This window comes from Aureimonas psammosilenae (assembly GCF_009176975.1).
GTDB classification, from domain to species: Bacteria; Pseudomonadota; Alphaproteobacteria; order Rhizobiales; family Rhizobiaceae; genus Plantimonas; species Plantimonas psammosilenae.
In genome coordinates this window covers 1-25,845 of sequence record NZ_WEZG01000021.1, presented here as the reverse complement: position 1 = coordinate 25,845, position 25,845 = coordinate 1, and the positions used below count along the sequence as shown (strand labels likewise).

Genomic DNA, 25,845 nt, shown 5'->3' with positions numbered 1-25,845 from the left:
GGTCGAGGAGGCAATCGAGGCGCTCATGCGTTCGATCCTCACCGTGCGCATGAGCGACGGTAAGACCCGCCGGGTGCAGTTCCTTGGTGGTAACGACATGGACGATCCGGACCGGCCTGCAGGCGTGCTCACCTACAGCTTCGACAAGCGCCTAGTCGAGGTGCTCAAACAGTCGAGCATCTGGGGGAAAATCGCCATCCCGGTCCTTATGGCGTTCACGACGAAATACGCAGTCAGCCTCTATGAGAATGCGGCGCAATTCGCCAATCTTGAATTCAAGACCTTCGCCGATTACAGCCTCGACGAGGCGCGCGAGATGCTTGGCGTGCAGCCCGGCAAATACAAGACATTCGGCGAGTTCAATCTTCATGTACTGAAGCCGGCGCTGACCGAAATCAACGCCCTTGCTCCGTTCAATCTCTCGGCTCTCCCGATCAAGCAGGGCAAGAAGGTCACGGGCGTGCGCGTAACCTGGTGGAAGAAGTCGAGCACCGAGCTGAGCGCCGCCTATGAGGAGGTCAACCGCCCGAAGGCCGGCCGCAAGGCAAGGCTCAGCGGCACGGTCGAGCATATGGTGAGCGAGCCGATGCCATCGGTCGGACGCCTGATGCGCAATGCGCGCAAGGCCGCCAAACCCCCGAAAACCTCATAATATGGAGGGTTTGGATGCCCGATTTTCAAGGGCTTAGACATCTTCCCCGAAAGCCTCATAGTTAGCGCTGAGAGGCTTTTGAGGATTATTCACAGGCTGTGGATAAGTGCAGCAGCAGCATCCCCGAAAACCTCATAATAACGCCCCGGATTCCTCATAATAGGCCCCGAAAACCTCATAGTAATGGGCCGATTTTCCCCGAATTCCTCATAGGAGTCCCCGAATCCTTCATATTTGGCGCGTTAACCCGCTGTTAAGCCTAGCAAATCCGCGCCTGAATCTTTGAATCTTTTGAATTATTGAATCAAAAAGAACAGGAAACCCAGCCTGTATAGAACCAAAGTGAATCGGAATCGGCCTTTGGCCGATGACTCGAAAGAGTGCGGGCTTTTAAGGTTCGCTTCGCTCACCGTCCGCACCAAATTTCCGCCCTCACCCACAAGGTTACCACCGTGCTCGCTCGGGCAAAGAGTGGGTCCTCACCATGCTCGCTACGCTGCGCGTGGCTCCGGTCCCGGCTGCGCCGCCCTTGCCTGCCGCTGCGCGCGGCGATGGATTTGAAGTATCGGGACGGGGAACATCAAAAAAGTCCGCGCCGAAAGCGCGGGTTCGCTTCCGGCCGTCGGCCGGAAGCGAACAGGGAACAAAGCTGTAGATCCGCACCGAACCGTTGAGGTGTGCACCCAGCGGGACCATTGAATGTCTAGCGAGATGGTGGCAGTTGGGACTGTAGTGCGTAACTTGACACCGAACACAACTTCTCGTAGACTGCTTTTTGGATGCAGCTTCGGAACGTTTGAGGATTACCACCAAAGAGGTTTGCCATGAGCGAAAGCTTTGAACTGAAAGCCCCATCCCATCCCGGCGAATTTGTGCGTCGGGAGGTGCTGGACCCGCTTGAACTGTCTGTGACGGCCGCGGCGCAGGTGCTTGGCGTCACGCGTCCGACCCTTTCTAATTTCTTGAACGAGAACGCGGCGCTCTCGCCGGAAATGGGGCTCAGGATCGAGAAAGCGTTCGGGATCAGCATGGACACGCTGATGCGGATGCAGAACAGCTACGATATCGCCCAGGCCCGGCAGCGCGAGGATCAAATCAATGTCGCTCGATACACGCCCCCTGCTCCGCGTGCCGAACAGCCTAAGCTGATTTGAGGCCGTAGGTGGATGAGTGCATTTTTGAACTGATGGATCTGGGCAACCAGACGGTTCTGGAAGCGGATCTGGTTGAAACCCTCCAGCTGGTTTCCGCGATGATCATCGACCTGCCCGCAATCGTTGCGGGCGAGCCGGTCAGGCCGAACCTGTCCGACTACGACAAATCCAAGATCAGGATGATTTTGCAGGAAGCCCTCAAACGCAGCAGCAAAGTCACCTTCGACCGGCTGATGCAGCAGCAGGGCGTCATTCCGCCGAAAGACGCGGGTTCGCTGAACTAGTAGGCGTGTATTGATTAAATCCCTAAGCAGGCTGGACACCTTCGCGGTTCCTGCCGCGTGGCGGCACGCTCAGCGCGTTCTAACGGGGTCCCCGCTACCTCCGCCGCCTAAACAAGCTAACGTCGATCCTAGGGCATCCTAGAGGCTAAAACGTCTAATAGATATCAAAATAGTATCTGATGGATATCCGATAGCTACCGAATATCAGCGTTTGTATTCCCGCTGCAGCAGCTCGGTTGCGTGTTCCAGCGCTTCGCCCAGAACCCACCCTTGCGCGTCGGCAATGGCTGTGAAGGCGGCGATCGTCTCGGGCTTGGCCTTTAAGTTGAACTGGACGTTGCGGCCAGTGCGATGCCGGCGCTGTTCCTTCTTGGGCTCGGCCGCTTTCTTCGCGTTCGCAGGCTCGCGGCTGCGAAACCCTGCCGCCTCGGCCGCCTCCTTCGAGGGCGCCGGGCGCGGTTTAACGACCTGCTTTGCCGGCGTGAACTCAGCCGGGTCGAAATTGTCCAGCTCGTCGCCGAAGCCGAGCGATGCACGTTCCTGACCGGCCATTACGCAGCCTTCCTTGCAGCCGCAGCCGCCTTGAGTTTCGCGACGACCTCCCCCGCGAACTCGCGCGCGTTCTGGATCGCCTTATCGAGGTTGCTGACCTTGCTGGCGTTCAGATCGCTGAGCGTGCCGCCATAGTCGAACAGGTCGCGGAATGCGGCCCGCTCCACGATCGTTGTGTTGAAGATCTCGACCCCGCCGGCTTGGAGCTGCGTTTCGACATTGCGCAGCGCCCGCGATGTGATGGCAGCGCTGGTCCTGGTCAGCAGCACTGCATGAAGGATCGGCCGCTTGGTCATCTTCTCCTGATTGCGGATCAGGCGAATGGTTTTTGCCCCGCCTTTCGCATCCATGGATGAGCCTTGAATCGGGATCACGACCAGATCGGACATGCCGATCGCGTTGGACACCATCAGGCTCGCCGTGCCTTCCAGATCGACAATGACAAACTGCGACGCCTGTTCGGCCGCCTCGATCGCGTCGACCACACTGTCTTCGGTTACATCGCCAACGATCGTCACCTTGGCAGGCTTGCCCGGCAGCTTTGCCCACTGCGAGATCCAGCGCTCGGGATCGGCGTCGATGATTGTCACGGCCGCCCCCTTCCCGGCCAGCTCGGTAGCGAGCAGCAGAGCGGAAGTGGTTTTGCCAGCTCCGCCCTTGGGGTTGGCGAACGCGACGACAGGCATGATGAATCCTTTGGTGACGGATTGAGAGACGAATCAACCACCAAAAGGATAACAGATAGCTACCTGTTACCGAAATAGTATCTAACGGATATCCGACAGCTATCCGATACCCTAAAGATATCGGATAGCTATCCGTTTTCTGCGGTGTGAATTGTCAAGCAAGGCTTGTCGGGCAGAAATTCTGCCCGGGGCTTCGTTTCCCACCGCCGTGCATCTAGTGATGCGTCTGTGTCGTTCCCAGCATTCTCACGGTGCTGGCCTGCTGCCGCTCGATATGCGCGGCAGCGGCAGCTTGGAAGTCCGCCTCCTCGCCCAGAAATTTGACTACGCCAGAGACCTCTTCGACCTGGATAGTCGCGATCACCTGGTTCGCGATGATCGAAAACATCTGGTCGCTGCAGGCGGGACAATCGTTCACGTAGGGCATCAGCAGCCTGTAAGCGCGTTCGATCAGATCCGCTGCATGAGAGCGGCCGTCGACCACCAGGTCTTGGTCGACATCGACGTCGAAGGCATCGTGGATGATTTGCCTCATGACTGCGCCCCCGAGATCGCCGCTTGCTCGGCTTTGGAGATATCGAGAACGATCCGCAGGCCCGCGAAATAGAATAGTGCCGCGGCAACGTTGATGACGGCGACGGTTGCGAACGCAGTTTCGATTGAGATTCTGTCCGGCTGCGACTGTAGGAAGATTGGCACACCGAGATCGGCCAGATTGGACAGCCAGAACAGCCCCCACCATAGGGAAACCATCCAGGGCTTGCTGGCACCGAAGCCGCGGTGCAGGTTCTTCATCGCCTGCAGCGGCTTCCAGAGGTTCAAGACCGGCACGAAATACCAATAGACCGAGCCAGCCGGCGAAACGCTCTGCGGACCCCTGAGCGCGAACAGATTGCGTGTCGCGCGATAACTCCATGTCAGGAAAGCTGCGCCCCCAACGAGCAAGATGGCACCCGTGGTCGCGGCCCAGCTTTCGGAAGCGTCGAGCTGTAACGCTTCGATCATCGGCATCTTGCCGCGCATCACCAACGCGATTGGGGCTGCAAACATGGCACCTGCCATGAAGCTGCAGCCGGCGCAGAGCCAAGCGATCACGCGGTTATGGCGCCGCATTTTCGTAGGCGCCGACTTCACCGGCTCCCCGACACGCTCATTGAGGTTTGCGGCTCGGGGCGGGGGCGATGCCTGCTCGCTCGCACCAAGGGGCGTATCACGAACGGGCAGCCAGTCCGGCATGCCCTCGGACCAGACGAGCGTGTCGTCGGTAACGGCGCCCGTTGCCATCAACCCGTCGAGCTGGACGCGCTCGACGGGGCCTTGCTGTTGATCGTCACTGACAAAGTACCATTGCGCCGCGGCCGACATGGTGTGTCTCCTTCCTATTGCGGGCGATGCGTAATGAGGCGGGGCAGGGGCGGGGGTGCGACCTGGCGCACCGACGCCGGCAGGGGCGGGGGCGTTGTGCTGCGCTCGCGGCCGCCATGATGAAGCTGGCGTACATCGCGCAGCACGTCGCGCCAGCGTGGATTGGCGAAGTACGGCACCCGGTCGACCACGAAGAGGTGGTTGCCGCGCACGCGCAGGATCATTTGCCCGTCGCAGATCGCGCGGATGTCCTCACTCTGCAGGACGGGGCGCGCATGTTCGGAAATGCTGAATGATGCACTGGCGACCTGGCCGCCGCTGTTGTTGACGCCTTTGATCGCCACGGCCCGCCTGCCGGACCACGCCTCGATGTCACGCATCAGGTTGGTGTCATCGACCCCCCACATGCCAAACACGCCGGCTTGCTCCTCGAACACCTTGATTGTGCCCTCGGAATAGCCGCGGGCTGTGAGAGAGTTGCGCCCCTGGCAGAAACCGGCGAGCTGGATGCCAAGGCCGGCATAGAGCGTCAGCGCCTTGGGGATGACCGCCATGTACGGCAGGTTCGCCAGCTCATCGATCAGGAAGGTGACTGGCACCGGTCCTTGCGTGTTGGCGCAGGTTTCGAGGATCGCGCCGATGCTGAGCGAGATCCACTTGGCCGAAGCTTCCAGCTCGCTTTCCGCCGACATCAGGTAGACCGTCGTCGGCTCTTCGCGCATCGAGGCGGGGTCGAAATCGGACGCGTCGGTGATGTGCGCGAGCGGTTCGCCAGGTCGGAACGACTTGGTGCCGGCGCGCATCTCGCTGCTATAGGCCGACCATTGCTCTGGCGCGTCCTGCATGCAGCGCAGCGCCGAGTCCGCGATCATCTCCAGCGCGTCGACGCCGCAGCGCGAGATTGTTTTGAGCATGGCCGCTGTATCGCCGAACGAAAAGCGCCACAGCTCGGAAGGGGTGCATCTGTCCGCCATGAAGCGGGCGCGGTGCTCGATCAGCAAGGCGAGCAGTTCCTGGGCGCCTTGCCGGACCCACGCGTCATCGCCGTCCTTCGGCGGCGTGATCGAAAACGACGCCTGCAGCGACAGGGTGGCGATCGACTGTCCGGCCTGCGCCATCCTGACCAGGCGCATGAACGGATTGAACCGGAATGTCGGAGCATCCAGCAGCCGGTGCGGGTTGAGGGCTATGGTTCGGTGCTTGAGATTGACGCGGCGATGATGCGCCGAGGCATAGCCGTTCTCGCCGTTTTTAATGTCGGTGCAGACGATCGAGCGATTGCCGACATGGGCGAGGTTCGGCAGCACCAGATCGCGGCCCTTGCCGGTCTGTGTGGCGCCATAGAACAGCAGGTGGCTGGTGCTGTTCCAGAACACCGCTCGGCCATGCAGGGCGCCGAGGAAGATGCCGTTCGGATCGAACATATTGAACTTCGCTGCATCGTCGAGGTTGCCGAGCCTTCCGGCGCCGAGCTTTTCGCTCGCCTCCTCGCGCATGATGAAGGCACGAACCTCGGCCGCTTCTTCAAGCGACCGCAACATCCGGGCTTCGCCTTCGCGCGCCCGGCGGAACCCCTCGATCTGTTCCAGGGCGCAGTAGACCTGCCAGGCACCGCCGACCATTTTCATGAAGCCCGCGGCGGGCTTGCTTGCACTCATGGCATTCTCCCTTGGGGCGGCACGTCGAAATCCCCTGCGGGCGATGCCGGCGCGGCCGTGTACGCGGGCATCGGCTGCGACGCCGAAGAGGGGAGAGGGGGCGGGGTGATCGTCGTGGCGACCGCGGCTAAGGCTTCGCGTTGCCGGATCAGCTGCCGCTTGTACTGGACTTCCAGCCGGTGAATGAGCGCCCAGACGCCAAGGCTCAGGACGCCGAGCAGGAAAATGAAATCGTGCTCGAACCCGTTGTCGAGCGTCGCGGCGATCGGCACCGCCAGCAGGGCGTAGGCCGCCAGGACGATGAAGTAGTTCGGATAGCCGAGCGTGCTTTCGATCCACTTTCCATCGAAGAGTTTGATGGCGAGGCCGAAAAACAGCCACAGCGACAGGATGCCGATCGCCGCGAAGACCCACCAGATAGCAATCGCGAAATACACGGCCTCGCTCCCTCTCAACTAAACCCCCGCCCGTTACTGGGCGGGGGATCATTCGTTTGTGCTGGGATTGATTGCCTTAGCGGTTGGTGTCCCGCTTGCCGCTGCTGACCTCGTGGTCAGCGGCCTGCTTGTCCTTCGAAGACATGCCGCTGGTGTCGACATGGCCGCCGTTGCGGCCGATCTGGCGCCAACTATCGTTCTGCTGCTGGTTGGACATAGGAGTCGTGCTCCGGGGCAGAGGCGCCCGCGAGCGGAATGTGTGACCAAGCGTCGATTAAGTCAACTCAATACGGCCCTATTTTGAGTTATAAGAGTTTACGACGGCGCAACGCAGCTCGCAACCTAACAGCTTGGCGCGCTCGTCCTAACGTCCCAGGATCTTGCAGATCACGATCATTTCGTTCTTTCACAGTCGGAAGCATCAATTCCGCACGCTGTTTATTTGTCTTTTCCCAGTTTCGCAGTCCCATCTCAGCGGCAGCATCGAGCTTACGCAGATCCGCGCGGGTAAAGGAGCCGGTCAGCCAACCAGCTTCGCCATAGACCCGCTCGATGAAGGCGGGGGCGCTTTCCTTGCGATCCGAGCGCGCGGCATAGAGCTGGCCTTTAGGCGGCTCGGTCGCGCCGATATGCGGCGGCGACTTGGCCACGGGCTTGTTCGCCATATGGCCGCTGATCCGCTCTAGGAACTGCTGCTGCTCCTGGTCGGATAACCGTTCGAACGCCTGAAATACCTCGTCCCCGTCCAATTCATGCCCGGTTCGACCCCATCGGGGCGATCCGTCTCCATCATCTACTCCCTGCGCACGAGCTTGCGGCAGTTCTACGAGTGCGCTCTGAGAAACATCGCCGATCTGGCCGCTGCCGAGCGACCCATCAGGCCCGATACGCGAGTTGAAGCGTAGCATAGCACCGGTACGATCGTCCAAAACTTCGAGAAATACCTCATATTTTAGGCTGTTGACCTTAATAGACGTGGCTGAGTGACCGCCAAGGGCGAAGTCGTACACCAGGATCGTTTCAACACGATAATGTAATGATCGCCAGAAACCTTCGTCTTGGTGCAAGCCGTAGATCGTTACATTTGAGATATGTAGCTTGGTCCGCAGATAGTCGATGAATTCCGCTTGACTGGTGACGCCATGATCGCCGTCATCGGCATCGATCAAACTGCTCTCTAGGTCCGCTATCAGCTGCGACAGCTCGGTCGAGGCCGCATCGCGCGATTGTCGGCCTGGCGACTTCATAAGCCTTCGGTTTCCTTTATGACGATCCGCATGGTTCCGTGCCGAGGGCACAGAGGGGCGCCCAGCTCGTCCACCCACTTCGAGGTGATCCGCACCGTGTAACCGCATTCCTGATCGTTGCACTCTGCCTTCAGGAGGCGCGTTCCCTGTTTCTTCGGGCGGTCGACCGGTCCCTTGCCATCCCGGCCCTTGTCGATCGCCAGCTTGGCGTGGGGCAGGGGGCCTAGATTATCCGCGAGCTGGTTGAGCAGTGCCTGCAGCAGCGGACCCGGCGCCGCCTCTCGCATCTTCCCGTCCATGCCAAGCTTGAGCGCGGCTTCCCGGAACTGCTTGCCGTGTCCGGCATCCATCGGCACCACGGCGTGGACGAGCTGATGCACCAGTATCCCCAGCACCGCCGCGGGGTCGTCCAGATCCGCGCGGATGAACAGCTCGAACGTCTCATCGGCCGAGGCGTCCGCATGCCATAGCTCGCCGACCCGCTTGGTCTTCCGCCCTGACGAGGTGAAGCCGATCGAAAAGCGCATCTTCTCGGGCAGGGGATAGCCGCAACTCTCGAAATGGTCCCTCAGTCCTACCGTGGCCGACCTCAGCCAGCTTTCCCGCGTATCGTGCCGGTTGCCGGCTTTTCGTCCCTCATCCTTCATGGCTGCCCCGCCTTGGTCAGTGAAGACGTTTAAACGCATCCGCTAGAGCTGGGTGATTGGGTTTGCCGGTCATGGCGCCCCGACCTTCGCGCCCTGTTGAAGCACATCAATCCCACCCGATGCTGCAGGGCTAACCAGCGCCAGCTGTCAGCGTCAAAGGGTGGCTCCTCCTCATGCTCGCTGCGCTGCGCGTGGGTCTGGTGCCGCCGCTGCGCGTCGCCTGTGACGCTGCCGTCTGCCGCCGGTCTTAACGCCTGCATCGGGCGGAATTGGTCTGCCCCAACAAAAAAGACGAAAGGAAACGCCATGACCGGCAAACCCAATCACCCATCCAGCCAGAAGGATCAGCCTACACAGCCCACGCACGAAGTGAAGCAGGCCCGCTGGATCGGGGAGAAGAAAACCTACGACCGTATCGGGGCCGCGTGGCAGCGCGAGGACGGATCGATCTACATCCGCCTTGTCGGCACGCAGATCGTATCGGAAGGCTTCACCCTGTACCCGGTCGAGGTGGCGCGATGAGCGCCCCTTGTACCTTCGAAGACCAGGGAACGGCTGTGGACTACCAGGCCGGACTCGAAAATTCCCTAATGTCGATCGCTCTGGCGAAGACCGTGGGCGCCCCGGACAGCCGCAAGGAGCTTTACGCCAACTGGCTGATCGGCACCTTCAACGCGCGGGCTTTCGGTCTAACCAGTCTGCTTTCCGGCTACGGCGACCTGCTTTGGCTGCCTGACGGCGAGGGCTATCGGCTGATGTGGTCGGCGCCTTCGGGACTGACCTGCCATCTGGCGCGGCTCTATCCGCAGGAAAACGACACCTGGGTTACTTTGGTCGTCGCGGGCGTTGCTGACGATCTTCCCGGTGCGATCAGCGCAGCCGAGTGGGCCGTTTCGCTTCTGACGGCAGGGGGTGCACGATGAGCGCTCCTAAAACCATCGCTGAGCTGAACGACGCTTTTCGCCGAACATTCACCGGCGGACACGTCCTTCTCACTCCCGGCCTCGCTAGCCTTCGGGATCGCGATATCGAACTTATCACGACCTGCGTTCAACTGTTTGACGGCTTCACGCCGGAGATGGATCCTTATGGAGAACACGACTTCGGTTCGTTCGATAAAGCAGGTGTGGGCAAAATCTTCTGGAAGATCGACTACTACGATCCAGCCATGCAGTATCACAGCGAGAACGCAGCCGATCCGGCAAAAACCACCCGCGTCCTTACGATCATGCTGGCCTCAGAATATTGATCTCCGCAAACGGTATTGGAGCATCGGCGAATAGCCGGTGTTCCATTTTATCGGCAATAGAGGCAGGGATCATGACGCAACGTCGGTGCGTTATAGGGTCAGTCGCATGTGAGGTTTCCTGCCGTAAAGCCTGCATATCAGCTTGTACTCATTTGACGTAATATTGGCGCTCTGGCATGCTGGTATTTACGGGTAGCAAGCTATGTTTTTGCTATGCAAAAACGCTTGTTCAGGGGCTCAAACGCAGCCCCCGAAACCCGGCTTTAGCGGCCTCTACAGCGAGGCTGGGAGAGGCGCGAGGGGGATGGCACGGCCGACGAAAGAGGCGCATGAGCGACGCACTGCATCGCTGCCGCCAGTCCGCGTAACTGAGGCCGAGCTTGCCACGGTGCAGGCCGAGGCGAAGGCCGCTGGCGTCGATCTCACCCGCTTCATTCGTGAGCGCATCCTGACCGGCCAGACGATCGCTGCGCCGCCTACCGCCAATCACAGCTTGCTGGTCGAGTTGTCCCGGTCGGGCAACAACCTCAACCAGATCGCACGGGCGTTGAACCGTGGCCGTCCAGTGCCCGACGAGCTGGCTCACGTTCTCCATCAGTTCTACACCGTGCTGGAACGGGTCGGACGCGTCCATGGTGCCTAACGTCGCTAAAACCGGCACCAGCTTCAAAGGCGCAGCGCTCTACTACCTCCACGATAAGCGCGAGCACTGGGAGGCTGATCGACTTACCTCTGATCGTGTCGCCTGGACCTCGATCCGTAACATGCCAACCGACGATCCCGAGCTGGCATGGCGGATTATGGCGGCTACGGCCATGGACCAGGACCGCCTGAAAGCCGAAGCGGGCGTGAAGGCCTCGGGACGGAAATCGGCGAACAGCGTCTACAGCTATAGCTTGGCTTGGCATCCCGACGAGAAGCGCAACCTGTCGCGATCGGAAATGCTAAGGGCGGCCGACGAGACGCTACGGGTGCTGGGCGCGACCGGTCATCAGGCCATGATCGTATGTCACAGGGACGAGCCGCACCCGCATGTCCACGTCATCCTCAACCGTGTGTCCCCGGAGGATGGTCGCATGCTCGGGACCAGCAACGACCGGGTGAAGCTCTCGCAATGGGCGGAAGCCTACGAGCGCGAGCGTGGAAAGATCTGGTGCCAGGAGCGCGTCGCCAACAACGCGAAACGCGCGCAAGGCGATTTCATCCGCGCCAGCTCGCCGACCCCGCGCAGCATGGAGAAGGATTTCGACCAGGCCCGCGGTGTCGACCCAGCCGCGGCAAAGCGCGAGCGTGATGAGGCCAAAGCTCGCGCGGCGAAGCTCGCCTCTGCCGGCGCCGATATGGGCAAGCGCCACAAGACCGAATGGGAGATCCTGAGCAAGCGCTACGCTGACCGCAAGGCTGACATCAAGGCGCAAGGCCGCGCTGCAGGCGATCGGGTTTATACGCAGATCAAGGAGCAATACACTCCGCAATGGCGCGCGCTGTATCGCGAGCAAAAGCAAGAAGAACGGCACTTCCTGCGGAACGAACGCGCCGGCGGGATCGGCAAGGCAACCAACATTTTCGCTGAGTTGCGAGCTGCCACCCAAGGCAGCGCCCCGCGCCGTAGTTTTATCGCCCATGGCTTCAATCTGGCGACTTCGAAAGAGGCGCGGCTGAAAGCCCTGCAGGAACGGCAAGCGCGGGAGCGGGCAAAGCTGCAGGCCGAGCAGCGCAAGGATCTGAAGGACGCTAAAGCGATCGTGTTCCGCGAAATGGGGCCCCTTTATGAGCGTGCCCGTAAAGCCTTCATGTCGGATCGCACCGCTCTGATCGATCGCCAGAACATCGAGCGCGCCGAGCTGAAAACTGACTGGCGCCGGGAGACCGATCGACGGTCCCGCGGTTTCAAAACGGTCCGCCGCAACGGCGATCTGCGGCAGAAGGTGAAGGCCGAAGCGACGCGCGAGGAGCGGGCAGACAGCAAGGAACGGCGTAACACCTTCCAAGGCGCCAGCATGGGACGCCCGACGGGAAAGGTGCGCACCCGGAAGCGGACGCGGCGGCGTAAGTAGTGTTTCCGGCGCCTCATCCTGACCGGCCGCCTACGGCCCTACAGCGCTATGGGAGCGCGGGCCTCCGGCGCCCTGCCGTCGGAGGATTCACATTTATCCGCAAAGAAGGCAGACTCTCAACATCACTAAGTGGGAGTTCATTCAGCAATGACCACGCGCCGCGAACTTCTCACTGGCCTAGCCGCCTTGCCGATCAGCGCAGCCAGCGGCAGCACGGCAGAGGCCGCGCTGCCCGAGGAACCAGCAGAGTCCGCGCCCTTTTGGAACTACATGGACGGGCAGTTATGGCGGGAACTGTCATATCTTGAAACCACCCTTGATCGTGTCAAAGAGCAGCTGATAGCCGCCAATCGCGTGCATCCTGTCACCCGCAGCGGGGCCTTGTTTGAAATGCGCTGCACTTTTCAAGCCCTCATGATGCACGCCCAATGGGCTAGCGAGGTTGTTGAGACACAGCGGGTTCAGGCCGACCGCGCCGCCAAAGAGTGGAAGGAAAACCACCCCGAGAAGTACGCCCAGACATGACGACCCGGCGCAGCCTTTTCAGCGGCCTTTGCAGCATGGTCGCCTTTCTCACCCTGCCGTTCCGGTTCGCACGCGAAGCGCGGGAAGCACAGACACGCTATCACCAGACGCACGTTCTGCCCGACACGCATCCCCGCCGCCTGCATGAGAGATTGAAAGCCTACTACGACAGCTTTCCGGCTAGGTGAGCATGACGGACCAACCGGCCGCATGGCTGAATTTCTATCGGTATCTGCACGACCGGAGCCACTACGGGCCAACGCGCTTTGCGAGCCGCGAGGAGGCGGACGCATCACGGCGGGCTTATTTCGAGCGCGCCCGCGAAATGGAGCCGCAGGGCTTGATAATCGGGTATGATCTGGAGGCGGGCGAGGTCGCGGGCATGTGGTTTTTCGATGCCAAGCGGGTGCGCGGCATGAGCTTTTGCTGGGCGAAGGATTGCACGGAAAGCAGGGCCGAGCCTGTCTTATGACCGAGCGCGAACTATTCGAAGCCTTGCGGGACATGATGCCGAATGCGGTCAACGTGATCGGCTTCCATGACCTGTTCGACACGGAGGATTACGACCCGCCGCCAATTAAGCGGATCGAGGGCGAATGTCACATCGCAGCAGGGGGCCACGCCTTGGCCTTTCAGGCCGTCAGGTTATTCCAGCGGTTGAGCGAAGAAGGCATCGAACCATGAGTGATGAACCCACGCCGATCAAGGTGGAAATCGAATTGATGCCTTGGCAGGTCGAAGCCATCCAGCGTTGGCGGATACCTGAAGAACTTTGCGGCCCGTCTCTAATCGAAAAGGTGGAATGGCTGCTTGATGATTGCGCCCTGCGGATGGTCGAGGCCGAGCGTGACCGGGAGCGGAACAAGCTTTATCGTACGTTCGGCCTGAAACACCCGCACGACCATAGCGACGAGGGCGACGAGGTTCCGTTTTAAACGAGCAACGCTATGAAATTCGCGGTTGAACTAACGCCCGAACAGCTTGCTACGCTTGAACGCCTACAGGTGGCAGGCGTCCCGGCTGCAACCCTTGCCGATAAAGTCCGCCATTTGTTGGAGGTGGCAATCGGGGATCAGCAAAACATTCAGGAGATGCAGGACAGCCCGCCGCCATCTCTCTACGAGGCGCACCCGTTCTAAATGATCCGGCATCGGCTAGGGCTATCGCCCTAGTAAAGCCGGATCATGCCACGGGTAGAAATCGCCATCATCATTCGCGGCCTCGCGCGCGCGAGGTGCATCGTTCACAGTCGCCGCCTTGACTTCAATCGTAATCGACCCAGACACCTCCCGCCTCTGCGGAGCGCACGCAGGCCTCGACCCAGCGCACCCCTTCTACGCCGGCACGCACGTCGGGATAACGGAGGCCGGCGAGGCGCTCGGCATCGCCCATTTCGGTCGCCTCCATCGCGGTGGCGAAACGGGAGTAGAGGTTCGCCCAGGCCTCGAAGAGACCTTCGGGATGGCCGGCGCCGATGCGGTCGTCCGCGAGCGCCGCGGGATGGAGGTAGGGCATGCCTCGCTCGATGATGCGGGCGGGCTCGCCCTGGACCTCGAAGGAGAGCTGGTTCGGCCGCTCGTCCCACCATTCGATGCTCGCCTTCGATCCGACGATGCGCACCTTCTGCCCGTGCATGGAGCCCGCGTTCACGGCGCTCGACCAGACCGTGCCGAAGGCGCCGTTGTCGTATTCCATCAGCGTGACGGCATTGTCTTCAAGCGGCGCGCGGCTCTTCACGAAGCTCTGGCGGGCGCATAGGAGGCGCTTCACCTTCAGGTGCGGCAGGATCACCTCAGAGATGTAGAAGGGGTGCGTGCCGACGTCACCGAGAACGTAGCTCGGGCCCGCAAAGGCCGGGGTTACACGCCAACGCGTCGCCGGGTTCGTCTCCTCTACTGGCGCCGAATGGAAGCCGTGCGCGAACTGGAGGTTGACGATGCGGATTTCGCCGAGTTCGCCCGCCTCCACCATGGCGCGGGCCTGCTCGATGAGCTGGTGCCCGGCATAGCCGTAGGTCACGCCAACGATCTTGCCCCGCGCTTGCGACAGCGCCGCCAGCTCCTCCGCCTCGGCCACGGTAAAGCAGAGCGGCTTCTCGCAAACGACGTGGATGCCGTGTTCCAGGGCCGCCTTGGCGATGGCGAAGTGGGTGTTGTTGGGCGTCGCGATCGATACCGCCTGGATGCCATCCGGCCGCGCGGCCTCGCCCGCGAACAGGGCCGTGTAGTCCGGATAGCAGCGCGCGGGATCAAGGCCGAGCTCGACGCCGAAGGCGCATCCGCGCTCCGGATCAAGGTCGAAGGCTCCAGCCACAAGTGTGAAGGCACGGTCGCGCAGCGCCGCTGAGCGGTGGATGTAGCCGATCTGGCTGCCACGTCCGCCGCCCACCATCGCCCAGCGGATTGGGATCGCGGTCTTCAGTTCGCCATTGATCATTGCTTCTCTCCCCTTTCTCAGAACCCAGCGCTCGTCAGGTAGTCGCGGCTCGCCTTCACGTCGGCGAGGCTGCCGCCGGCGTTGCGCGGATCGCGCTCCTGCTCGACCGTGATGAAGCCGGCATAGCTGAGGCGCGAGAGAAGCGCCCGGATCGCCGGATAGTCGATGACGCCGCGCCCGATCGGGCACATGACGCCTTGCGCGCAAGCCTCGAAGAAGCGGATGCGGGTTGCCATCACACGATCGAAGACGGCTTGGTCAATGTCTTTGAAGTGGACGTAGTCGAGGCGGTCCGCATAGCGCTCCAGCGTCTCGGCCGGGTCCAGGCCGGCGTAGTACGTGTGGCCCGTGTCCAGGCAGAAGCCGGCGACCTCCTTGGGCACGTCCGCGGAGATGCGCTCGATCTCGTCGGCGAACTCGATATAGCCGCCTGCATGCGGGTGGATCACGGCGCGCACGCCATATCGCGTCCGGGCAAGATCGGCGATGGCGCGGATGTTCTCGACCATGCCGGCCCATGCCTCATCGGACAGGCGCGGGGCGCGGTCCGAATGGCCGGCCGCATAGTCGCGCTCGTCGTGGCCCCAGTCCATGACGGTGAGATAGGGAGCAGGAAAGCGCTGGCCCTCGGCCTGCTGGGGGAGAGGCAAGCGCGTAATCAGCGCGCAGATCTCGTCGGTCTGCTTGAGGAGGCTGTCCCGGTTGGCGGGGGAGACGAGGTCGTCGAAGATCGTGCCGGCGACGATGAAGAGGCCGCGGGTTCGCAGTGCCTCCGATACCCGCGCCTCGTCCAGCGGGACGTAGCCGTAGGGGCCGAGCTCCAGCCCGCCGTAGCCCGCCTTCGCGGCCTCCTCGAAAACGCGCTCCCAAGGCGGTAGGTTCGGGTTCGAAACGTCGTCGACGCCCCAGCAGCATGGGGCCGTCGTAATGGTGATGCTCATGGCGCTCGTGTCCTCCCGGCGCACATTGATAGGCCGAGCGAGGCCCCTTCCATGAGAGCCGATTTGATGGGATGCCATCAAGCTGCGGAGGATCGGCTCATGGGTCGCAAGGCGACGATGGCAGACGTGGCTCGGGAAGCGGGCGTATCGCCGGCGACCGTCGACCGCGTGCTCAACGGACGCGGCGGCGTCGACACGGACAAGGAGGCACGCGTCCTCGCCGCTGCGCGCCGACTTCGGCTCGATCGGGCGCTCGCCGTCCGCCCTCATCGCATGTTGCGGGTCGCGGTCCTGATTCAAGCACCGAGAAACCCTTTCCATGCCGCCTTGCGAACCGGGTTGGACACGGCGGCGCGCGTTTATGCCGACCTCAACATCCAGTTCCTCGTCCACCACATCGATCCCAACGATCCAAAGAGCATCGCGGCGATCGTCGCCCGCCAAACCACGGAAACCGACGGGCTCATCGTCACGCTGCCGGACGAGCCTCGCATAATGGAGGCCGTGGGCACCGCAGCAGCTACACGACCCGTGGTCACACTCGCGACCGACCTGCCGACGAGCGGGCGCGCGGCCTATGTCGGGCCCAACGACCGCCGCGCCGGCCGCGTTGCCGGCGACTTGATGGGGCTGTTCCTAAGGCCGCAGGGCGGGCGTGTGCTGTTGATCGCTGGACGCCGGGACATCTTGGGCCATCGCTCGCGCGAGGACGGCTTCCGGCAGATCCTGGCCGAGCGCCACCCCGGCATCGACGTGGCGCCGACTGCGGAGAACGGCGAAGATGGCGAGCGGGCCGGCCGGATCGTCCTGGAAGCGCTATCAGCCGACCACGCGATCCGCGGCATCTATCACATGTCGGCCGGAGCGCAGCCCGTGGCGGCTGCGCTCCGGCGGCTCGGGCGCACCGCCTCGACCGCCTTTGTCACCCATGAACTGACGCCGGATCGGCGCGACCTTCTGCGCGAGCGTGCCATATCGGCCGTCATCGACCAGCAGCCGGAACTCGAAGCCCGCATCGCGTTGGAAACAATGGCTCGACTTCTCGGACGCCTGGATGGGGCCGCCGAATCAGTTGAGACCGGGTTCGCCATCCACATGCCGGAGAACGCCTGAAACGAAGGCAAGCGGTTCATCGTCATGCAAGGATGGAATATCTGCACTTGAGCGATATGAAACGCAGGTTCTACGATGTAGATGGGTCGAAACCGGTCAGTCGTTTGGTGCAAAACCCAAGAATTTCGCAACAAACACAATGGCCGTTTATATCGGCTGAGAACCGACGAAGCTGGCAACGCGCCGATTAATGCGCGGCCGTCATTTCCATGAATTCGGCGATCTTACCGTTTTCAGCGGCGAAGCGGAACGGCTTGCAGTTTTCGACTACGGACTCAGACGCGCCGCTTTCCAAATGACCCATCGTCTCGCTAATAAAGTCCGCAAGGGGCATGGCGTGAGGGTCAGACAATTGGAAGGTGCCGAGCAACTCGGTCTGCACGTAGGGCGGCACGATTTCGACGACATCCACATTCGTGCCCTGCAACTGCCGCCGCAATGACATGGTGTAGAAATGCACCCCCGTCTTGGTTGCCGAGTAGGTCGGAGCATTTATGTGAGGCACAAAGGCGAGCCCCGACGACACGTTGATCAGCGTGCCCTTGGGCTGCTTCAGGAGATGGGGCAGGAGTGCCGCCGAAACCCGTACGGTGCCAAGCAGGTTCGTCGCAATCATCTCCTCGGCGTCGGACAGCGAGGCGGGTGAGTCCACCATCTTCTCCATGCGCATGATGCCGGCATTGTTGATCACGACGTTCAACGCCGGGAAGTTGCTGACCGCCTTTGCGACAAAGGCTTCGATGCTGGCGGGATCGGTGATGTCGAGCGGCAGTGAAGCCATGCCCGGATTGGCAACCGTCACCTCATCGAGCTTATTTTGCCGCCGGCCGGAGACGATCACCTGATTGCCGAGCTTATGGAAGGCTTCGGCCAGAGCGCGACCGATGCCCGTTGTGCTTCCGGTGATGAGGATGGTATTGCCGGTCATTTTCATGGATTGCGTACCTGTAAGAAGCTGCGGCAGAGAGCAAGGCATTTGCCCTAATATTGAACCTTATGACTTTCTGACATTATGTGTGAAAGTGTCATGATGTCGAGTCCTGTTTTCAGTCAGCTCCCCGAAGGGCGATCGAAAGAGATCGTTGAAGCCGCAACGGGCGTCTTCGCCCGGTATGGCTTTGCGCGCGTCACCATGGCCGATCTTGCCAAGGCGGTCGGCATTTCGCGGACGGCTCTCTATCCCCTGTTCGCCAACAAGGCGGAGGTCTTCGACGCGGTCGTCCGCAATCATGCGGCTGGTTTTGTAATTGCCGTCCGATCCGGTCTGGCCGCGCATGCCTCGCTAGAGACCAAACTGCGCTTCGCCTGCGAACACCTGATCGTGCCCGGGTTCGAGTTTGTCCAAGCCATGCCGGATGCCCGTGACCTGTTCGACCTCGATGTGCCGGCTGTGCGCGACGTGTACGCCGCCATTCATGCGGTGCTAGTCGAAATCATCGAGCCTTACACGGATGGGAGGGGCGTGGATGTCGAGACCCTGGTTCGCGCAACGACGGCCTCGCTCCGCTCATTTAAAGAGATCGCAGCGGACACCGCCGATTTGAGACAGCTGATCGGCGTTCAGGTCAGCCTGATCGTATCTCGTCTCGAACAGGGCATCGACAGGCGTGGTGCTGTTGCCAAGGAGTGACTGGCGCATGATGGCCGTGGCCCGTCGTGGAGCGTTGCTATCAGGCTGTGTTCGAGTAGGTGCGGGGCACGCATGGCTCAGCCGAGGCAAGCTGCTATCGCGAGATCCGACAATCGACGCAGCCTGTCGAAATGCGCGAGCCCGTCGATGAAGCCGGCGCTCAGGAAAATGAAGGTCAGGTCGCGATCGGGATCAATCAGCCACATTGTCGATCCGCCACCGACAGCGTAGAAAGTGGATGGGGAGGCCGTGTAGCCTGCTCCGTTTAGGAAAAAGCCGTTGCCACGGACGTAGCCGCCCATAAGTGAGAAGTTGGCGGGGTAGTCGGGAAGGCCGTGCACCTCGCGCCAGAAGTCCCACGCGCCGTTGCTCATCGAGCCCGTGTGGTTCTGCCGCGCATAATCAAATAGCGCCGGCGACAGCAGGCGATAGCCGTTGGCGGTGCCGCGCTGGCGATAAACCTCCGTGAAACGGAACACGTCATCGATGGTGGCGAACGCGCTGCCAGCGGGGACCTCGGCACCCTCAACAAAGCCAGCGTTCATCGCCGCCACCGCCATGTCGGTGGCCGGCGTCGTGTTGCTGGGCGTGTACGATACCGGCACGCGCCTTGGATCGTCTTGGCTGAGGCCATAAACGGTGTCCATCATTCCGAGCGGCTCGAACAGGTCCTGGCGGGTGATGGCGCGGAACGAGCGCTTCGCGGGATCGGTCGCCACCAGCATCTGTCCGAGCGCGGCATAGCTGGCAGCAGTGTTGTACACCACGCGTTCACCCGGCACGTTGGTCGCTGGAACGCTTGAGATCGCACCGACGAACTTGGACAGGTTGCCAAGCTCACCCGGAGCAAGCCCTGGAGGCAACATACCCGCGAAGGTACCCGCGGTGTGGGTCAACAGCATCCGAACGGTTACTCTCTGCTTCCCGCCGGCACCGAAACCAGGAAGGATATCTGCGGCTCGGGTGTCGAGCGAGAACAGCCCATGATCGACGGCGCGGAGCACCAATGCCGCCGTGAACGACTTGGACAGGGACATCATCAGGTAACGGTCGTCATCCTTGGGGGCTCGGTCGGGAGCGACCGTGCCAAAGGCAGCGCGATGGCCGATGATGCCACCTCGCGCGACGATGATCGACGCCCCGAAATTCTTGCCGGTGTCTATGTCGGCCTGAACACTCGCATCAAGGCGGCGGAGCGCATTCGGGTCGAGCCCCATGACGTTGGTGTCTGGCATGAGCACAACTCCTTATGTTGATGATATCGGGATTTCTGGGATCGCAGTGAGCAGCCCAGTGAGAATGTTGCCGGCATGCTGCCGTGCGATCGAGTGCAGGTCCGGCAAATCGGCGCCGGCTTGGCCGAACACGTCATGGAACAAGCTGCCGGTCAGCAGCGGTCCGACAATGGAGAAGGCATGCACGCGCGGGTCGCCTTCACGGACCTCGCCGCGAGCTTGCGCGCGTTTGATCAGGCTGGTCAGCCTGCCAATCAACGGCGCCGTCACGTCCTCATACCAAATCCGCGCCAGATCGGGGAAGGTATGGGCCTCGGCCACGATCATTCGCGCAATGCCAGTAAGCCGACCGTCAGCGAGCAGGATCGCGGCACGGTCGAGCAAGCGCGGCACTTCGTCGTGTAGCCGTATGTCATCGGGCGTCGCCACTGCTGCGTCGGGAGACAGGTGCAGGTCCAGAGCTGCCCGCGCAACAGCGCGGAAGAGGTCTTCCTTCGTCGCAAAATACAAGTAGACCGTGCCCTTGGCTGTGCCGGCCCGTGCGGCCACTTCGTCGATCCGTGCGGCGGCAAACCCTTTTTCAGCAAACACCGACATCGCAGCCGCCACGATCTCGCCGGGCCTATCGGCCTTACGACGACGCCGGGTCTTGGTCGCGACCGCGATGGCTGGCAGCGCGACCGGGTCCGCTATTCCGCTGGAAGGCTCGGGCTGTGGCGGAAGCATGAAAACAAGTCCGATTTAGTCACATTAATAGTTACTGACTTTAAGGTCATTAAGCCCTGCATACAAGGGGTATCGCTCGTGGCAGCAGGATTCCCTGACGCCTTGCGCCTTGGTCGCGAGATTGCCGGACGTTTAAATACGCCGCCCCGATACGTTGATTGGTTTCTGACTGGTGCAAAGGTTAAGAATTTTGCACCAAATCCGGCCCGTTGATCTGATTGCGCTTTTTTGGTGCGAAAATCCGGTGCTTAGCGTCCCACCCAGACCCGTTAGTCCGTTATCGGAGAACGACCAATCACCATGACCGGCAGGCCCTCAGGAGGTGCCGCGTCTTTGAAAGAACGCCATTTCGAAGCCTCTCTTGAGAGCCACTCTTTCGGCTGTCGCCGTTCCAAAGCTACCCACTCAGGCCGATGATAAAGGCGAAGGGCAATGCTCACAGACGAGTTCATAAATCGAAAGCGGGGATCCGTGAGCGGGTAGTCGCCTCCTTCAGGAAGATCAGATTTCAGGCTTGAACAAAGCCCCTGAATTCGGGCTGACTTGAAAGAGATGCCGTGCTTCGCATGCGCAAATTCATTGCGAACTTTCCGAAGTATCCCAATCTCGGCATATTCGAATTCATCGATAAGGCCTAAAGCAAAGCATAACTCGATACGGGATGAAAATGTACCCAAAGGCGCATTCCCATCATCCAGTAACTTCGCTGTAGACCTATTTTCGCAGCAAAGGGACTTCAGCGTATCTCCGAGTTTGTCATCGATCAGAGCGGCAGAAACCAGTGCAAGCCCGCGATCAGACTCTCGTTTAAGCTCTGAGACGAAATTGGCTAAATCTTCAGCGGTCGAAAGCAGCATTCAGAAAACCTACCGTGTTTCCAACTGCTGCGCCATGAAATGCGATCCTTTTGAAGCTTGGGCTCAAACCTTAGGGCGCGGTGCGTGAATTTAGATGCCGGCGGAGCGTAGCCGGGTCCACTCCAATAGCGCGCGCAGTCGCAGCTCTACCCTTCCCGTCTGCCAGCAGTCTGTGAGCAAGGTCTAGCTTTTCCGGCGTGAGCGTAGGCGGACGGCCGACATGCTTGCCGCGCCGCCTGGCCGCCTTCATTCCCTCCCGTGTCCTGGCTTTCAGCCTGTGCAGCTCGTCTTCTGCCACGGCCGCGAACAGTCCAAGGACGCCGCGCCCTAGCGGGGTCTTGGTGTCGAAGGACTCGGTGAGAGATCGGAACTCGATGCCGCGCCGGTCGAGATCTACGATGATCCGGACCGTCTCAAGCATCGAGCGGCCAACGCGGTCCAGCTTCCACACGACGAGCGTGCTGCCGGGCACTAGAGCGGCAAGCGCCTGATCGAGGCCGGCGCGGTCATAGGTCGAACCGGTTGCCCGGTCTTGAAACACCTGGGAGCAGCCGGCGGCGTTCAGCGCGTCGAGCTGGTACTCCGGATTTTGATCCTCGCTGGAAACGCGCGCGTAGCCAATCAACATGCCGCTAATTATGCGTGCACCCTTTCGCGCGATCCAGCCTTATTTGCATCAACGGGTTAGCGAGCCGATTTTTGTCGCGCATAAGGGTTCCCTTTTGCGCGATAGTAGAGTGAAATTCGCAAAAGCATAAATAAAGGGTACATCAACACCAACGAAAGGACTCAAAATGTACGACAAACTAAACAGCTTCATGAACGTGGAGACATGGCACACATCGCACGCACTGGATGAAGAAAGGTTTTTCCAGGCGCTGCATCAGATTGTCAGGGAGGATAATTTCAACCCCGACAAGATGGGAGAATACATGCGGCAGAAGGTCGGACTTTCACAGAACGACGATGAAGGCGCATATAGTCAGGCGATTGAACGTTATGTTGCTGCGGCGTGGGCCGTCAAAGACTACCTTGAAGCCAACAGGCTGTAAGCAGGAAGATCACATCCTATAAAGCTGCGAGCGGTCGCCTTTCGCGACCGCCGCGACGCTAAAGGCTGTATCCCGTCGATTTCATAATTTTGTCGAGTTCAGACCAGTTGTGCTCGTAAAGAACCTTCGCATAGCTGGCTTGCTCAAACGCGACTTCTTTAGCTAGGTCATCGAGTTCGTAGGACATGATTTTCATGCCTTCGATCTTAGCTTCGGCGTCGAAAATCTTTCTTGACCCGTCAGGCACTAGAAGGGACTTGGCCTTATCGACGTTGTGATAAAGTTCGTCCATGAAGCGGCGTGCTTCGATTAGGATTGCCAACTCATTCTTATAGCCGGCCGCAAAAGCGTTCATATTCGCATGCCATAAGGTCGAGGCCAGATCGAAGCTAGAATAGTTTATGGTCCGTCCTTCCTCGATCGCGTCGTTCTTGACGTGTTTGCAGAGACGGATTGCCTTCTTGAGGCCATAGAGCGCGTGAATGTCATGCGTCGTTACAAGCTTGATGTGACGAAACGGCATGTTGAGCAACGTCACACCCTGTTTGTTGTCCAAGATTTTTACGCCGCGATCGTCCTTGTCGTATGTGCGCTGATAATCGGCAGTGTCATGCCAATGAGACGGCACGACATCGACGGGCCGCCGTAGCGATCCGCCTGAAATCGCGATTGCCTTCGCGCCCGTGGTATCGACATCAGCCTTGGGGAAGCTGCTTTTCAAGATACGCTCGGAGCTGGTCCGCAACTGCCGAAGCGCTGCCAGAGGCGTGTAGTTGGTGGACGTGTAGCTATTGAGGCCCGGTGTCGAATCGTAAGTAACGAACTCCGTGCGCAGCACCAGAAGGTCAACGTCACTGACGCCTCGAATATGGATGTTGCAGGGCACGGAGCCTTGCAGCTCAAAGGCGACCGCAACTCCCTCGGATGGCAGCTGTTTGTTGAGCTGGTTGCCGACGCGCGTCGCCTCCTCGATACCAATCCGCGTATAGTCCGGATCGACCTGTTGCATCGAGCCGAGCGCGTAGCGTGTATAGGGCTTGCCGTCCGCCAGCTGCTCATAGCGTTCTGTCAGATCGCGCTTGGCATAGATGTCCGAAGCTGTGTCCGTCGCGATGCGGCCAAGCCGATCGGTGCCGCGCCGCCGAGTTTTAAGGGAAGAGAGCCTCTTCCCGATATCACGCGCCATGTTCGACCTTCGTCAGTTTGATTGTCCCATAACTGTAGCGGCCCCGGCCGTTGAAATAATCGCCTTCCGCTGTGGTCAGCTCGGGATTAAAAAGTAATTCGGCGTATCCGTTATGTGCTGCCAGGTGAGGCTGAGATGCACTAGGACGGTTGCGGTACGAGTACATCAGCTTATAGCCAATGGCCTTGTCGTAGAGCAGAGCGGCGGAGACGCTGTCAGACTCTGAGTTAGCTGTCTTGAGATAGATGCGGATAAAATCCCAACTCTGAACAATCGTCAGCGAGCCCGACCATTCCAGCTCTACACTTCCGTCCTCACGTAACTTCTGACCTTCGCAGCTCCAAGTCCCTTCAATATCCGGAACCTTTAGCGCAAAGTTCACATATTTGTTGCGCCAGAACCGGCTTTCAAAAAACCAGTAAAGAAGGACATAGATCGTACCGGCTCCGATCGGCCACAGGATCAGCTCAGGAAGACCTTTGCTGAAGCCAAGTTGTTTTGCAAGGTCAACTAGGAACAGAACGGCTGTTACGACAACGGATGAAACAAGGACCGAAATGCCCCCGATCCAATGTCCGATCTTCGCGCGATTAAATCCCCCAACAACAGAATATTCGTGATCCAGTTTCCCCGCCATTTTTCTCTACCTATGCAATCTCAAGCCGATCATTCTGCGAAAAGGGATCGATCTCCATCGTGAGCTTATGCACCACGGCCGTTGGCACTTTGCGGCGCTGACTTTCCTCAAAGCGGATGAAGCCGACCGCTTCGAGCTTTGCCAGTGTGCGCGTCACGTTCGGCGCAGCCCGGCCTGACCACTCTGCCAGCTCAGCGATTGATTGAGGCTTACGATCGCGGATCATCGCGAGCAGTTTCCGGTTATCCGGCGTAAGCAGGCGCATCAGCGCCTCGACGGACTCGAAGCTCTGTCCCCCTACGTCGGCCGGTGCGGCTTGCTGCCCTCTGGCAACGGCCATCATCTCACTGCGCAGCTTGCTATGGCTGACGATCCGGTGCTGGGTCATGGCTTGGTCCTTTCATCCTTGGTTCCGTCTCTCACGACATCGAGCGGCACGCCGCGTTCCGTCAAAATCCGTTCGACCTCATCGAAGAAGTCGCCGACGAGGGTTGCCGCATCGGTGAACGCATAGGGACGGCCCTGGTCGTTCTCGTCGCGGTGCCAGTGGTCCGCTTCCACCGGGCGCTTGGCGTAGCGACCTGCCGGCGCCACGGTATGGGCGTTGTCGAAGCCCATCAGCCGCTCGCCTTCCGGCGCATGCAGCGTGAACGAATAGCGCAGCCCGTGAGGCCGTTCCTCGGTCGGTTCGATCCGCTTGATTTCGAACTTCACGAAGTAGCCCTGCCCGTACCAGTGCACCCGCCCGTCGAAATCCAGCAGAAACTCAAGCGTGTGTATCTGGCTTTCATCCATGCTATCATATCCTCACATGATATGGTAGAAAATACAAGAGTGGCATGAGTCGGCACCCTCTGGCCTCAACGTGAGGCCGCCGTAGGCCCGCGCTCCCACAAAGCGCCGTAGGGCCGAAGGCGGCCGGACAGGATAGGGCGCTGCCGCGTGCGGCCGTGCCTACTCGATGATCGCTTCCGGAACCCGGATATGTCCGGTTTCCGCCCTCCGGGTGACGATCCCTAACACATTGGCGGTACTACGTGATTCGCTAATATGAGACTTTCGGGGAACTATGAAAGGGAAAAGTGAAAACTTTCATTTTTGCGTTTCATAGTTTGCCGCTATCCTTCATCCATGACCACCCCGCCGCTCAAGACCAACGTCCTTTCGCTCGATATCCGGCCACGCCAGAACGAGGCGATCAAGCCCGCCGAGCTTATCCAGGTCACGGGGCACCACGAGCTGACGCTGAATGCGCGCCGGGCGATCACGATCCTCTGGCATCAGGCCCATCTGCAGGGGATCGAGGAAGGCCGGGACTACACGATCGAGCTGGATGAGCTGAAGCCGGACGGCCACAAGGGCTATGAGATGGTCGAGGAGGCAATCGAGGCGCTCATGCGTTCGATCCTCACCGTGCGCATGAGCGACGGTAAGACCCGCCGGGTGCAGTTCCTTGGTGGTAACGACATGGACGATCCGGACCGGCCTGCAGGCGTGCTCACCTACAGCTTCGACAAGC

38 protein-coding genes are annotated in these 25,845 nt (G+C 60.4%); 18 read left to right on the top strand and 20 right to left on the bottom strand.

Annotation, left to right across the window (positions count from 1 at the left end):
* The 3 genes from F9929_RS22735 to F9929_RS22725 all read left to right on the top strand — a co-directional run.
* Positions 1-652: replication initiation protein (locus tag F9929_RS22735; protein ID WP_152048848.1), on the top strand; the 652-nt coding region annotated here is incomplete at its 5' end.
* 824 nt (positions 653-1,476) lie between these two features.
* Positions 1,477-1,806 (top strand): HigA family addiction module antitoxin, encoded by a 330-nt coding sequence (locus F9929_RS22730; RefSeq protein ID WP_152048847.1) that lies wholly within the window; start codon positions 1,477-1,479, stop codon positions 1,804-1,806.
* Between the two features lie 8 nt (positions 1,807-1,814).
* Entirely contained in the window at positions 1,815-2,090 is a 276-nt protein-coding gene (locus tag F9929_RS22725) for a hypothetical protein (protein ID WP_152048846.1), read from the top strand.
* 204 nt (positions 2,091-2,294) lie between these two features.
* Here F9929_RS22725 and F9929_RS22720 read toward each other — a convergent pair whose 3' ends face one another.
* The 9 genes from F9929_RS22720 to F9929_RS22690 all read right to left on the bottom strand — a co-directional run bounded on the left by F9929_RS22720 (position 2,295) and on the right by F9929_RS22690 (position 8,682).
* Positions 2,295-2,642 (bottom strand): stability/partitioning determinant, encoded by a 348-nt coding sequence (locus tag F9929_RS22720; RefSeq protein WP_152048845.1) that lies wholly within the window; start codon positions 2,640-2,642, stop codon positions 2,295-2,297.
* Entirely contained in the window at positions 2,642-3,328 is a 687-nt protein-coding gene (locus F9929_RS22715; RefSeq protein WP_152048844.1) for a ParA family protein, read from the bottom strand. The genes F9929_RS22720 and F9929_RS22715 overlap by 1 nt, the downstream gene beginning before the upstream one ends.
* A 214-nt stretch (positions 3,329-3,542) precedes the next feature.
* Positions 3,543-3,863, bottom strand: a complete 321-nt coding sequence (locus F9929_RS22710) for a hypothetical protein (RefSeq protein ID WP_152048843.1) — start codon at positions 3,861-3,863, stop codon at positions 3,543-3,545.
* Entirely contained in the window at positions 3,860-4,693 is an 834-nt protein-coding gene (locus F9929_RS22705) for a DUF4328 domain-containing protein (RefSeq protein WP_152048842.1), read from the bottom strand. Before F9929_RS22705 ends, F9929_RS22710 begins: the two co-directional genes overlap by 4 nt.
* 14 nt (positions 4,694-4,707) lie before the next feature.
* On the bottom strand, positions 4,708-6,351 hold the full coding sequence (locus F9929_RS22700) for a type IV secretory system conjugative DNA transfer family protein (RefSeq protein WP_193227882.1): 1,644 nt from the start codon (positions 6,349-6,351) through the stop codon (positions 4,708-4,710).
* Positions 6,348-6,788, bottom strand: a complete 441-nt coding sequence (locus tag F9929_RS24200; RefSeq protein ID WP_193227881.1) for a hypothetical protein — start codon at positions 6,786-6,788, stop codon at positions 6,348-6,350. The genes F9929_RS22700 and F9929_RS24200 overlap by 4 nt, the downstream gene beginning before the upstream one ends.
* A 76-nt stretch (positions 6,789-6,864) precedes the next feature.
* Positions 6,865-7,005: a hypothetical protein gene (locus F9929_RS24195; protein ID WP_193227880.1), complete on the bottom strand. Its 141-nt coding sequence runs from the start codon at positions 7,003-7,005 to the stop codon at positions 6,865-6,867.
* An 88-nt stretch (positions 7,006-7,093) separates the two neighbouring features.
* On the bottom strand, positions 7,094-8,035 hold the full coding sequence (locus F9929_RS22695) for a hypothetical protein (protein WP_152048840.1): 942 nt from the start codon (positions 8,033-8,035) through the stop codon (positions 7,094-7,096).
* Positions 8,032-8,682 (bottom strand): transcription elongation protein SprT, encoded by a 651-nt coding sequence (locus tag F9929_RS22690; protein ID WP_152048839.1) that lies wholly within the window; start codon positions 8,680-8,682, stop codon positions 8,032-8,034. The genes F9929_RS22695 and F9929_RS22690 overlap by 4 nt, the downstream gene beginning before the upstream one ends.
* A gap of 306 nt (positions 8,683-8,988) precedes the next feature.
* On the opposite strand from F9929_RS22690, the gene F9929_RS22685 reads away from it, so the two are divergent.
* The 11 genes from F9929_RS22685 (at position 8,989) to F9929_RS22635 (ending at position 13,652) form a co-directional block, all read left to right on the top strand.
* Positions 8,989-9,204 carry a hypothetical protein gene (locus F9929_RS22685; protein ID WP_152048838.1) on the top strand — a complete coding sequence of 72 codons (216 nt, stop codon included), beginning with the start codon at positions 8,989-8,991 and terminating at the stop codon, positions 9,202-9,204.
* 68 nt (positions 9,205-9,272) lie between these two features.
* Positions 9,273-9,605, top strand: coding sequence for a hypothetical protein (locus F9929_RS22680; RefSeq protein ID WP_152048837.1), 333 nt, complete (start codon positions 9,273-9,275; stop codon positions 9,603-9,605).
* On the top strand, positions 9,602-9,931 hold the full coding sequence (locus F9929_RS22675; RefSeq protein ID WP_152048836.1) for a DUF3768 domain-containing protein: 330 nt from the start codon (positions 9,602-9,604) through the stop codon (positions 9,929-9,931). The genes F9929_RS22680 and F9929_RS22675 overlap by 4 nt, the downstream gene beginning before the upstream one ends.
* Positions 9,932-10,235: 304 nt before the next feature.
* Positions 10,236-10,574 carry a plasmid mobilization protein gene (locus tag F9929_RS22670; protein ID WP_193227879.1) on the top strand — a complete coding sequence of 113 codons (339 nt, stop codon included), beginning with the start codon at positions 10,236-10,238 and terminating at the stop codon, positions 10,572-10,574.
* Positions 10,564-11,988 (top strand): relaxase/mobilization nuclease domain-containing protein, encoded by a 1,425-nt coding sequence (locus F9929_RS22665; RefSeq protein WP_152048834.1) that lies wholly within the window; start codon positions 10,564-10,566, stop codon positions 11,986-11,988. The genes F9929_RS22670 and F9929_RS22665 overlap by 11 nt, the downstream gene beginning before the upstream one ends.
* A 147-nt stretch (positions 11,989-12,135) precedes the next feature.
* Entirely contained in the window at positions 12,136-12,513 is a 378-nt protein-coding gene (locus F9929_RS22660; protein ID WP_152048833.1) for a hypothetical protein, read from the top strand.
* On the top strand, positions 12,510-12,701 hold the full coding sequence (locus F9929_RS22655) for a hypothetical protein (protein WP_152048832.1): 192 nt from the start codon (positions 12,510-12,512) through the stop codon (positions 12,699-12,701). Before F9929_RS22660 ends, F9929_RS22655 begins: the two co-directional genes overlap by 4 nt.
* A 2-nt stretch (positions 12,702-12,703) precedes the next feature.
* On the top strand, positions 12,704-12,985 hold the full coding sequence (locus F9929_RS22650; protein ID WP_152048831.1) for a hypothetical protein: 282 nt from the start codon (positions 12,704-12,706) through the stop codon (positions 12,983-12,985).
* The gene (locus F9929_RS22645; RefSeq protein ID WP_152048830.1) at positions 12,982-13,197 is read left to right on the top strand and encodes a hypothetical protein; all 216 of its coding nucleotides are present in this window, start codon (positions 12,982-12,984) and stop codon (positions 13,195-13,197) included. The genes F9929_RS22650 and F9929_RS22645 overlap by 4 nt, the downstream gene beginning before the upstream one ends.
* A complete protein-coding gene (locus F9929_RS22640) occupies positions 13,194-13,448 on the top strand; it encodes a hypothetical protein (RefSeq protein WP_152048829.1) in 255 nt (84 codons plus the stop codon). The genes F9929_RS22645 and F9929_RS22640 overlap by 4 nt, the downstream gene beginning before the upstream one ends.
* 12 nt (positions 13,449-13,460) lie before the next feature.
* A complete protein-coding gene (locus F9929_RS22635; protein ID WP_152048828.1) occupies positions 13,461-13,652 on the top strand; it encodes a hypothetical protein in 192 nt (63 codons plus the stop codon).
* A gap of 124 nt (positions 13,653-13,776) precedes the next feature.
* Here F9929_RS22635 and F9929_RS22630 read toward each other — a convergent pair whose 3' ends face one another.
* Both F9929_RS22630 and F9929_RS22625 read right to left on the bottom strand, forming a co-directional pair.
* On the bottom strand, positions 13,777-14,949 hold the full coding sequence (locus tag F9929_RS22630) for a Gfo/Idh/MocA family protein (protein ID WP_152048827.1): 1,173 nt from the start codon (positions 14,947-14,949) through the stop codon (positions 13,777-13,779).
* A gap of 17 nt (positions 14,950-14,966) precedes the next feature.
* Entirely contained in the window at positions 14,967-15,890 is a 924-nt protein-coding gene (locus tag F9929_RS22625) for a TIM barrel protein (RefSeq protein WP_152048826.1), read from the bottom strand.
* Positions 15,891-15,989: 99 nt separating this feature from the next.
* On the opposite strand from F9929_RS22625, the gene F9929_RS22620 reads away from it, so the two are divergent.
* Complete coding sequence (locus F9929_RS22620; RefSeq protein ID WP_235919522.1) at positions 15,990-17,003, top strand: LacI family DNA-binding transcriptional regulator; 1,014 nt, start codon at positions 15,990-15,992, stop codon at positions 17,001-17,003.
* A gap of 187 nt (positions 17,004-17,190) precedes the next feature.
* On the opposite strand, the gene F9929_RS22615 is transcribed toward F9929_RS22620, so the two are convergent.
* Positions 17,191-17,937, bottom strand: coding sequence for an SDR family oxidoreductase (locus tag F9929_RS22615; protein WP_152048825.1), 747 nt, complete (start codon positions 17,935-17,937; stop codon positions 17,191-17,193).
* 93 nt (positions 17,938-18,030) lie between these two features.
* Between F9929_RS22615 and F9929_RS22610 the strand changes: the two genes are divergently transcribed.
* Positions 18,031-18,633, top strand: coding sequence for a TetR/AcrR family transcriptional regulator (locus tag F9929_RS22610; RefSeq protein ID WP_193227878.1), 603 nt, complete (start codon positions 18,031-18,033; stop codon positions 18,631-18,633).
* Positions 18,634-18,710: 77 nt separating this feature from the next.
* Here F9929_RS22610 and F9929_RS22605 read toward each other — a convergent pair whose 3' ends face one another.
* From F9929_RS22605 to F9929_RS22590, 4 genes are all read right to left on the bottom strand, one after another.
* On the bottom strand, positions 18,711-19,868 hold the full coding sequence (locus F9929_RS22605; RefSeq protein ID WP_152048823.1) for a serine hydrolase domain-containing protein: 1,158 nt from the start codon (positions 19,866-19,868) through the stop codon (positions 18,711-18,713).
* Positions 19,869-19,880: 12 nt separating this feature from the next.
* Positions 19,881-20,594 (bottom strand): TetR/AcrR family transcriptional regulator, encoded by a 714-nt coding sequence (locus tag F9929_RS22600; RefSeq protein ID WP_152048822.1) that lies wholly within the window; start codon positions 20,592-20,594, stop codon positions 19,881-19,883.
* Between the two features lie 269 nt (positions 20,595-20,863).
* Positions 20,864-21,451, bottom strand: coding sequence for an MltR family transcriptional regulator (locus tag F9929_RS22595; protein WP_152048821.1), 588 nt, complete (start codon positions 21,449-21,451; stop codon positions 20,864-20,866).
* A 70-nt stretch (positions 21,452-21,521) separates the two neighbouring features.
* The gene (locus F9929_RS22590; protein ID WP_152048820.1) at positions 21,522-22,079 is read right to left on the bottom strand and encodes a recombinase family protein; all 558 of its coding nucleotides are present in this window, start codon (positions 22,077-22,079) and stop codon (positions 21,522-21,524) included.
* Positions 22,080-22,245: 166 nt separating this feature from the next.
* Between F9929_RS22590 and F9929_RS22585 the strand changes: the two genes are divergently transcribed.
* Positions 22,246-22,503: a hypothetical protein gene (locus F9929_RS22585; protein WP_152048819.1), complete on the top strand. Its 258-nt coding sequence runs from the start codon at positions 22,246-22,248 to the stop codon at positions 22,501-22,503.
* Between the two features lie 58 nt (positions 22,504-22,561).
* Here F9929_RS22585 and F9929_RS22580 read toward each other — a convergent pair whose 3' ends face one another.
* From F9929_RS22580 to F9929_RS22565, 4 genes are read right to left on the bottom strand one after another with little or no spacing between them, the layout of a single operon-like run.
* Complete coding sequence (locus F9929_RS22580) at positions 22,562-23,689, bottom strand: nucleotidyltransferase family protein (protein ID WP_152048818.1); 1,128 nt, start codon at positions 23,687-23,689, stop codon at positions 22,562-22,564.
* Complete coding sequence (locus tag F9929_RS22575; RefSeq protein ID WP_152048817.1) at positions 23,679-24,326, bottom strand: Cap15 family cyclic dinucleotide receptor domain-containing protein; 648 nt, start codon at positions 24,324-24,326, stop codon at positions 23,679-23,681. Before F9929_RS22575 ends, F9929_RS22580 begins: the two co-directional genes overlap by 11 nt.
* A 10-nt stretch (positions 24,327-24,336) precedes the next feature.
* On the bottom strand, positions 24,337-24,714 hold the full coding sequence (locus F9929_RS22570) for an HVO_A0114 family putative DNA-binding protein (protein WP_152048816.1): 378 nt from the start codon (positions 24,712-24,714) through the stop codon (positions 24,337-24,339).
* The gene (locus F9929_RS22565; RefSeq protein ID WP_152048815.1) at positions 24,711-25,121 is read right to left on the bottom strand and encodes a toxin-antitoxin system TumE family protein; all 411 of its coding nucleotides are present in this window, start codon (positions 25,119-25,121) and stop codon (positions 24,711-24,713) included. The genes F9929_RS22570 and F9929_RS22565 overlap by 4 nt, the downstream gene beginning before the upstream one ends.
* A 336-nt stretch (positions 25,122-25,457) precedes the next feature.
* On the opposite strand from F9929_RS22565, the gene F9929_RS22560 reads away from it, so the two are divergent.
* Positions 25,458-25,845: hypothetical protein (locus F9929_RS22560; RefSeq protein WP_152048814.1), on the top strand; the 388-nt coding region annotated here is incomplete at its 3' end.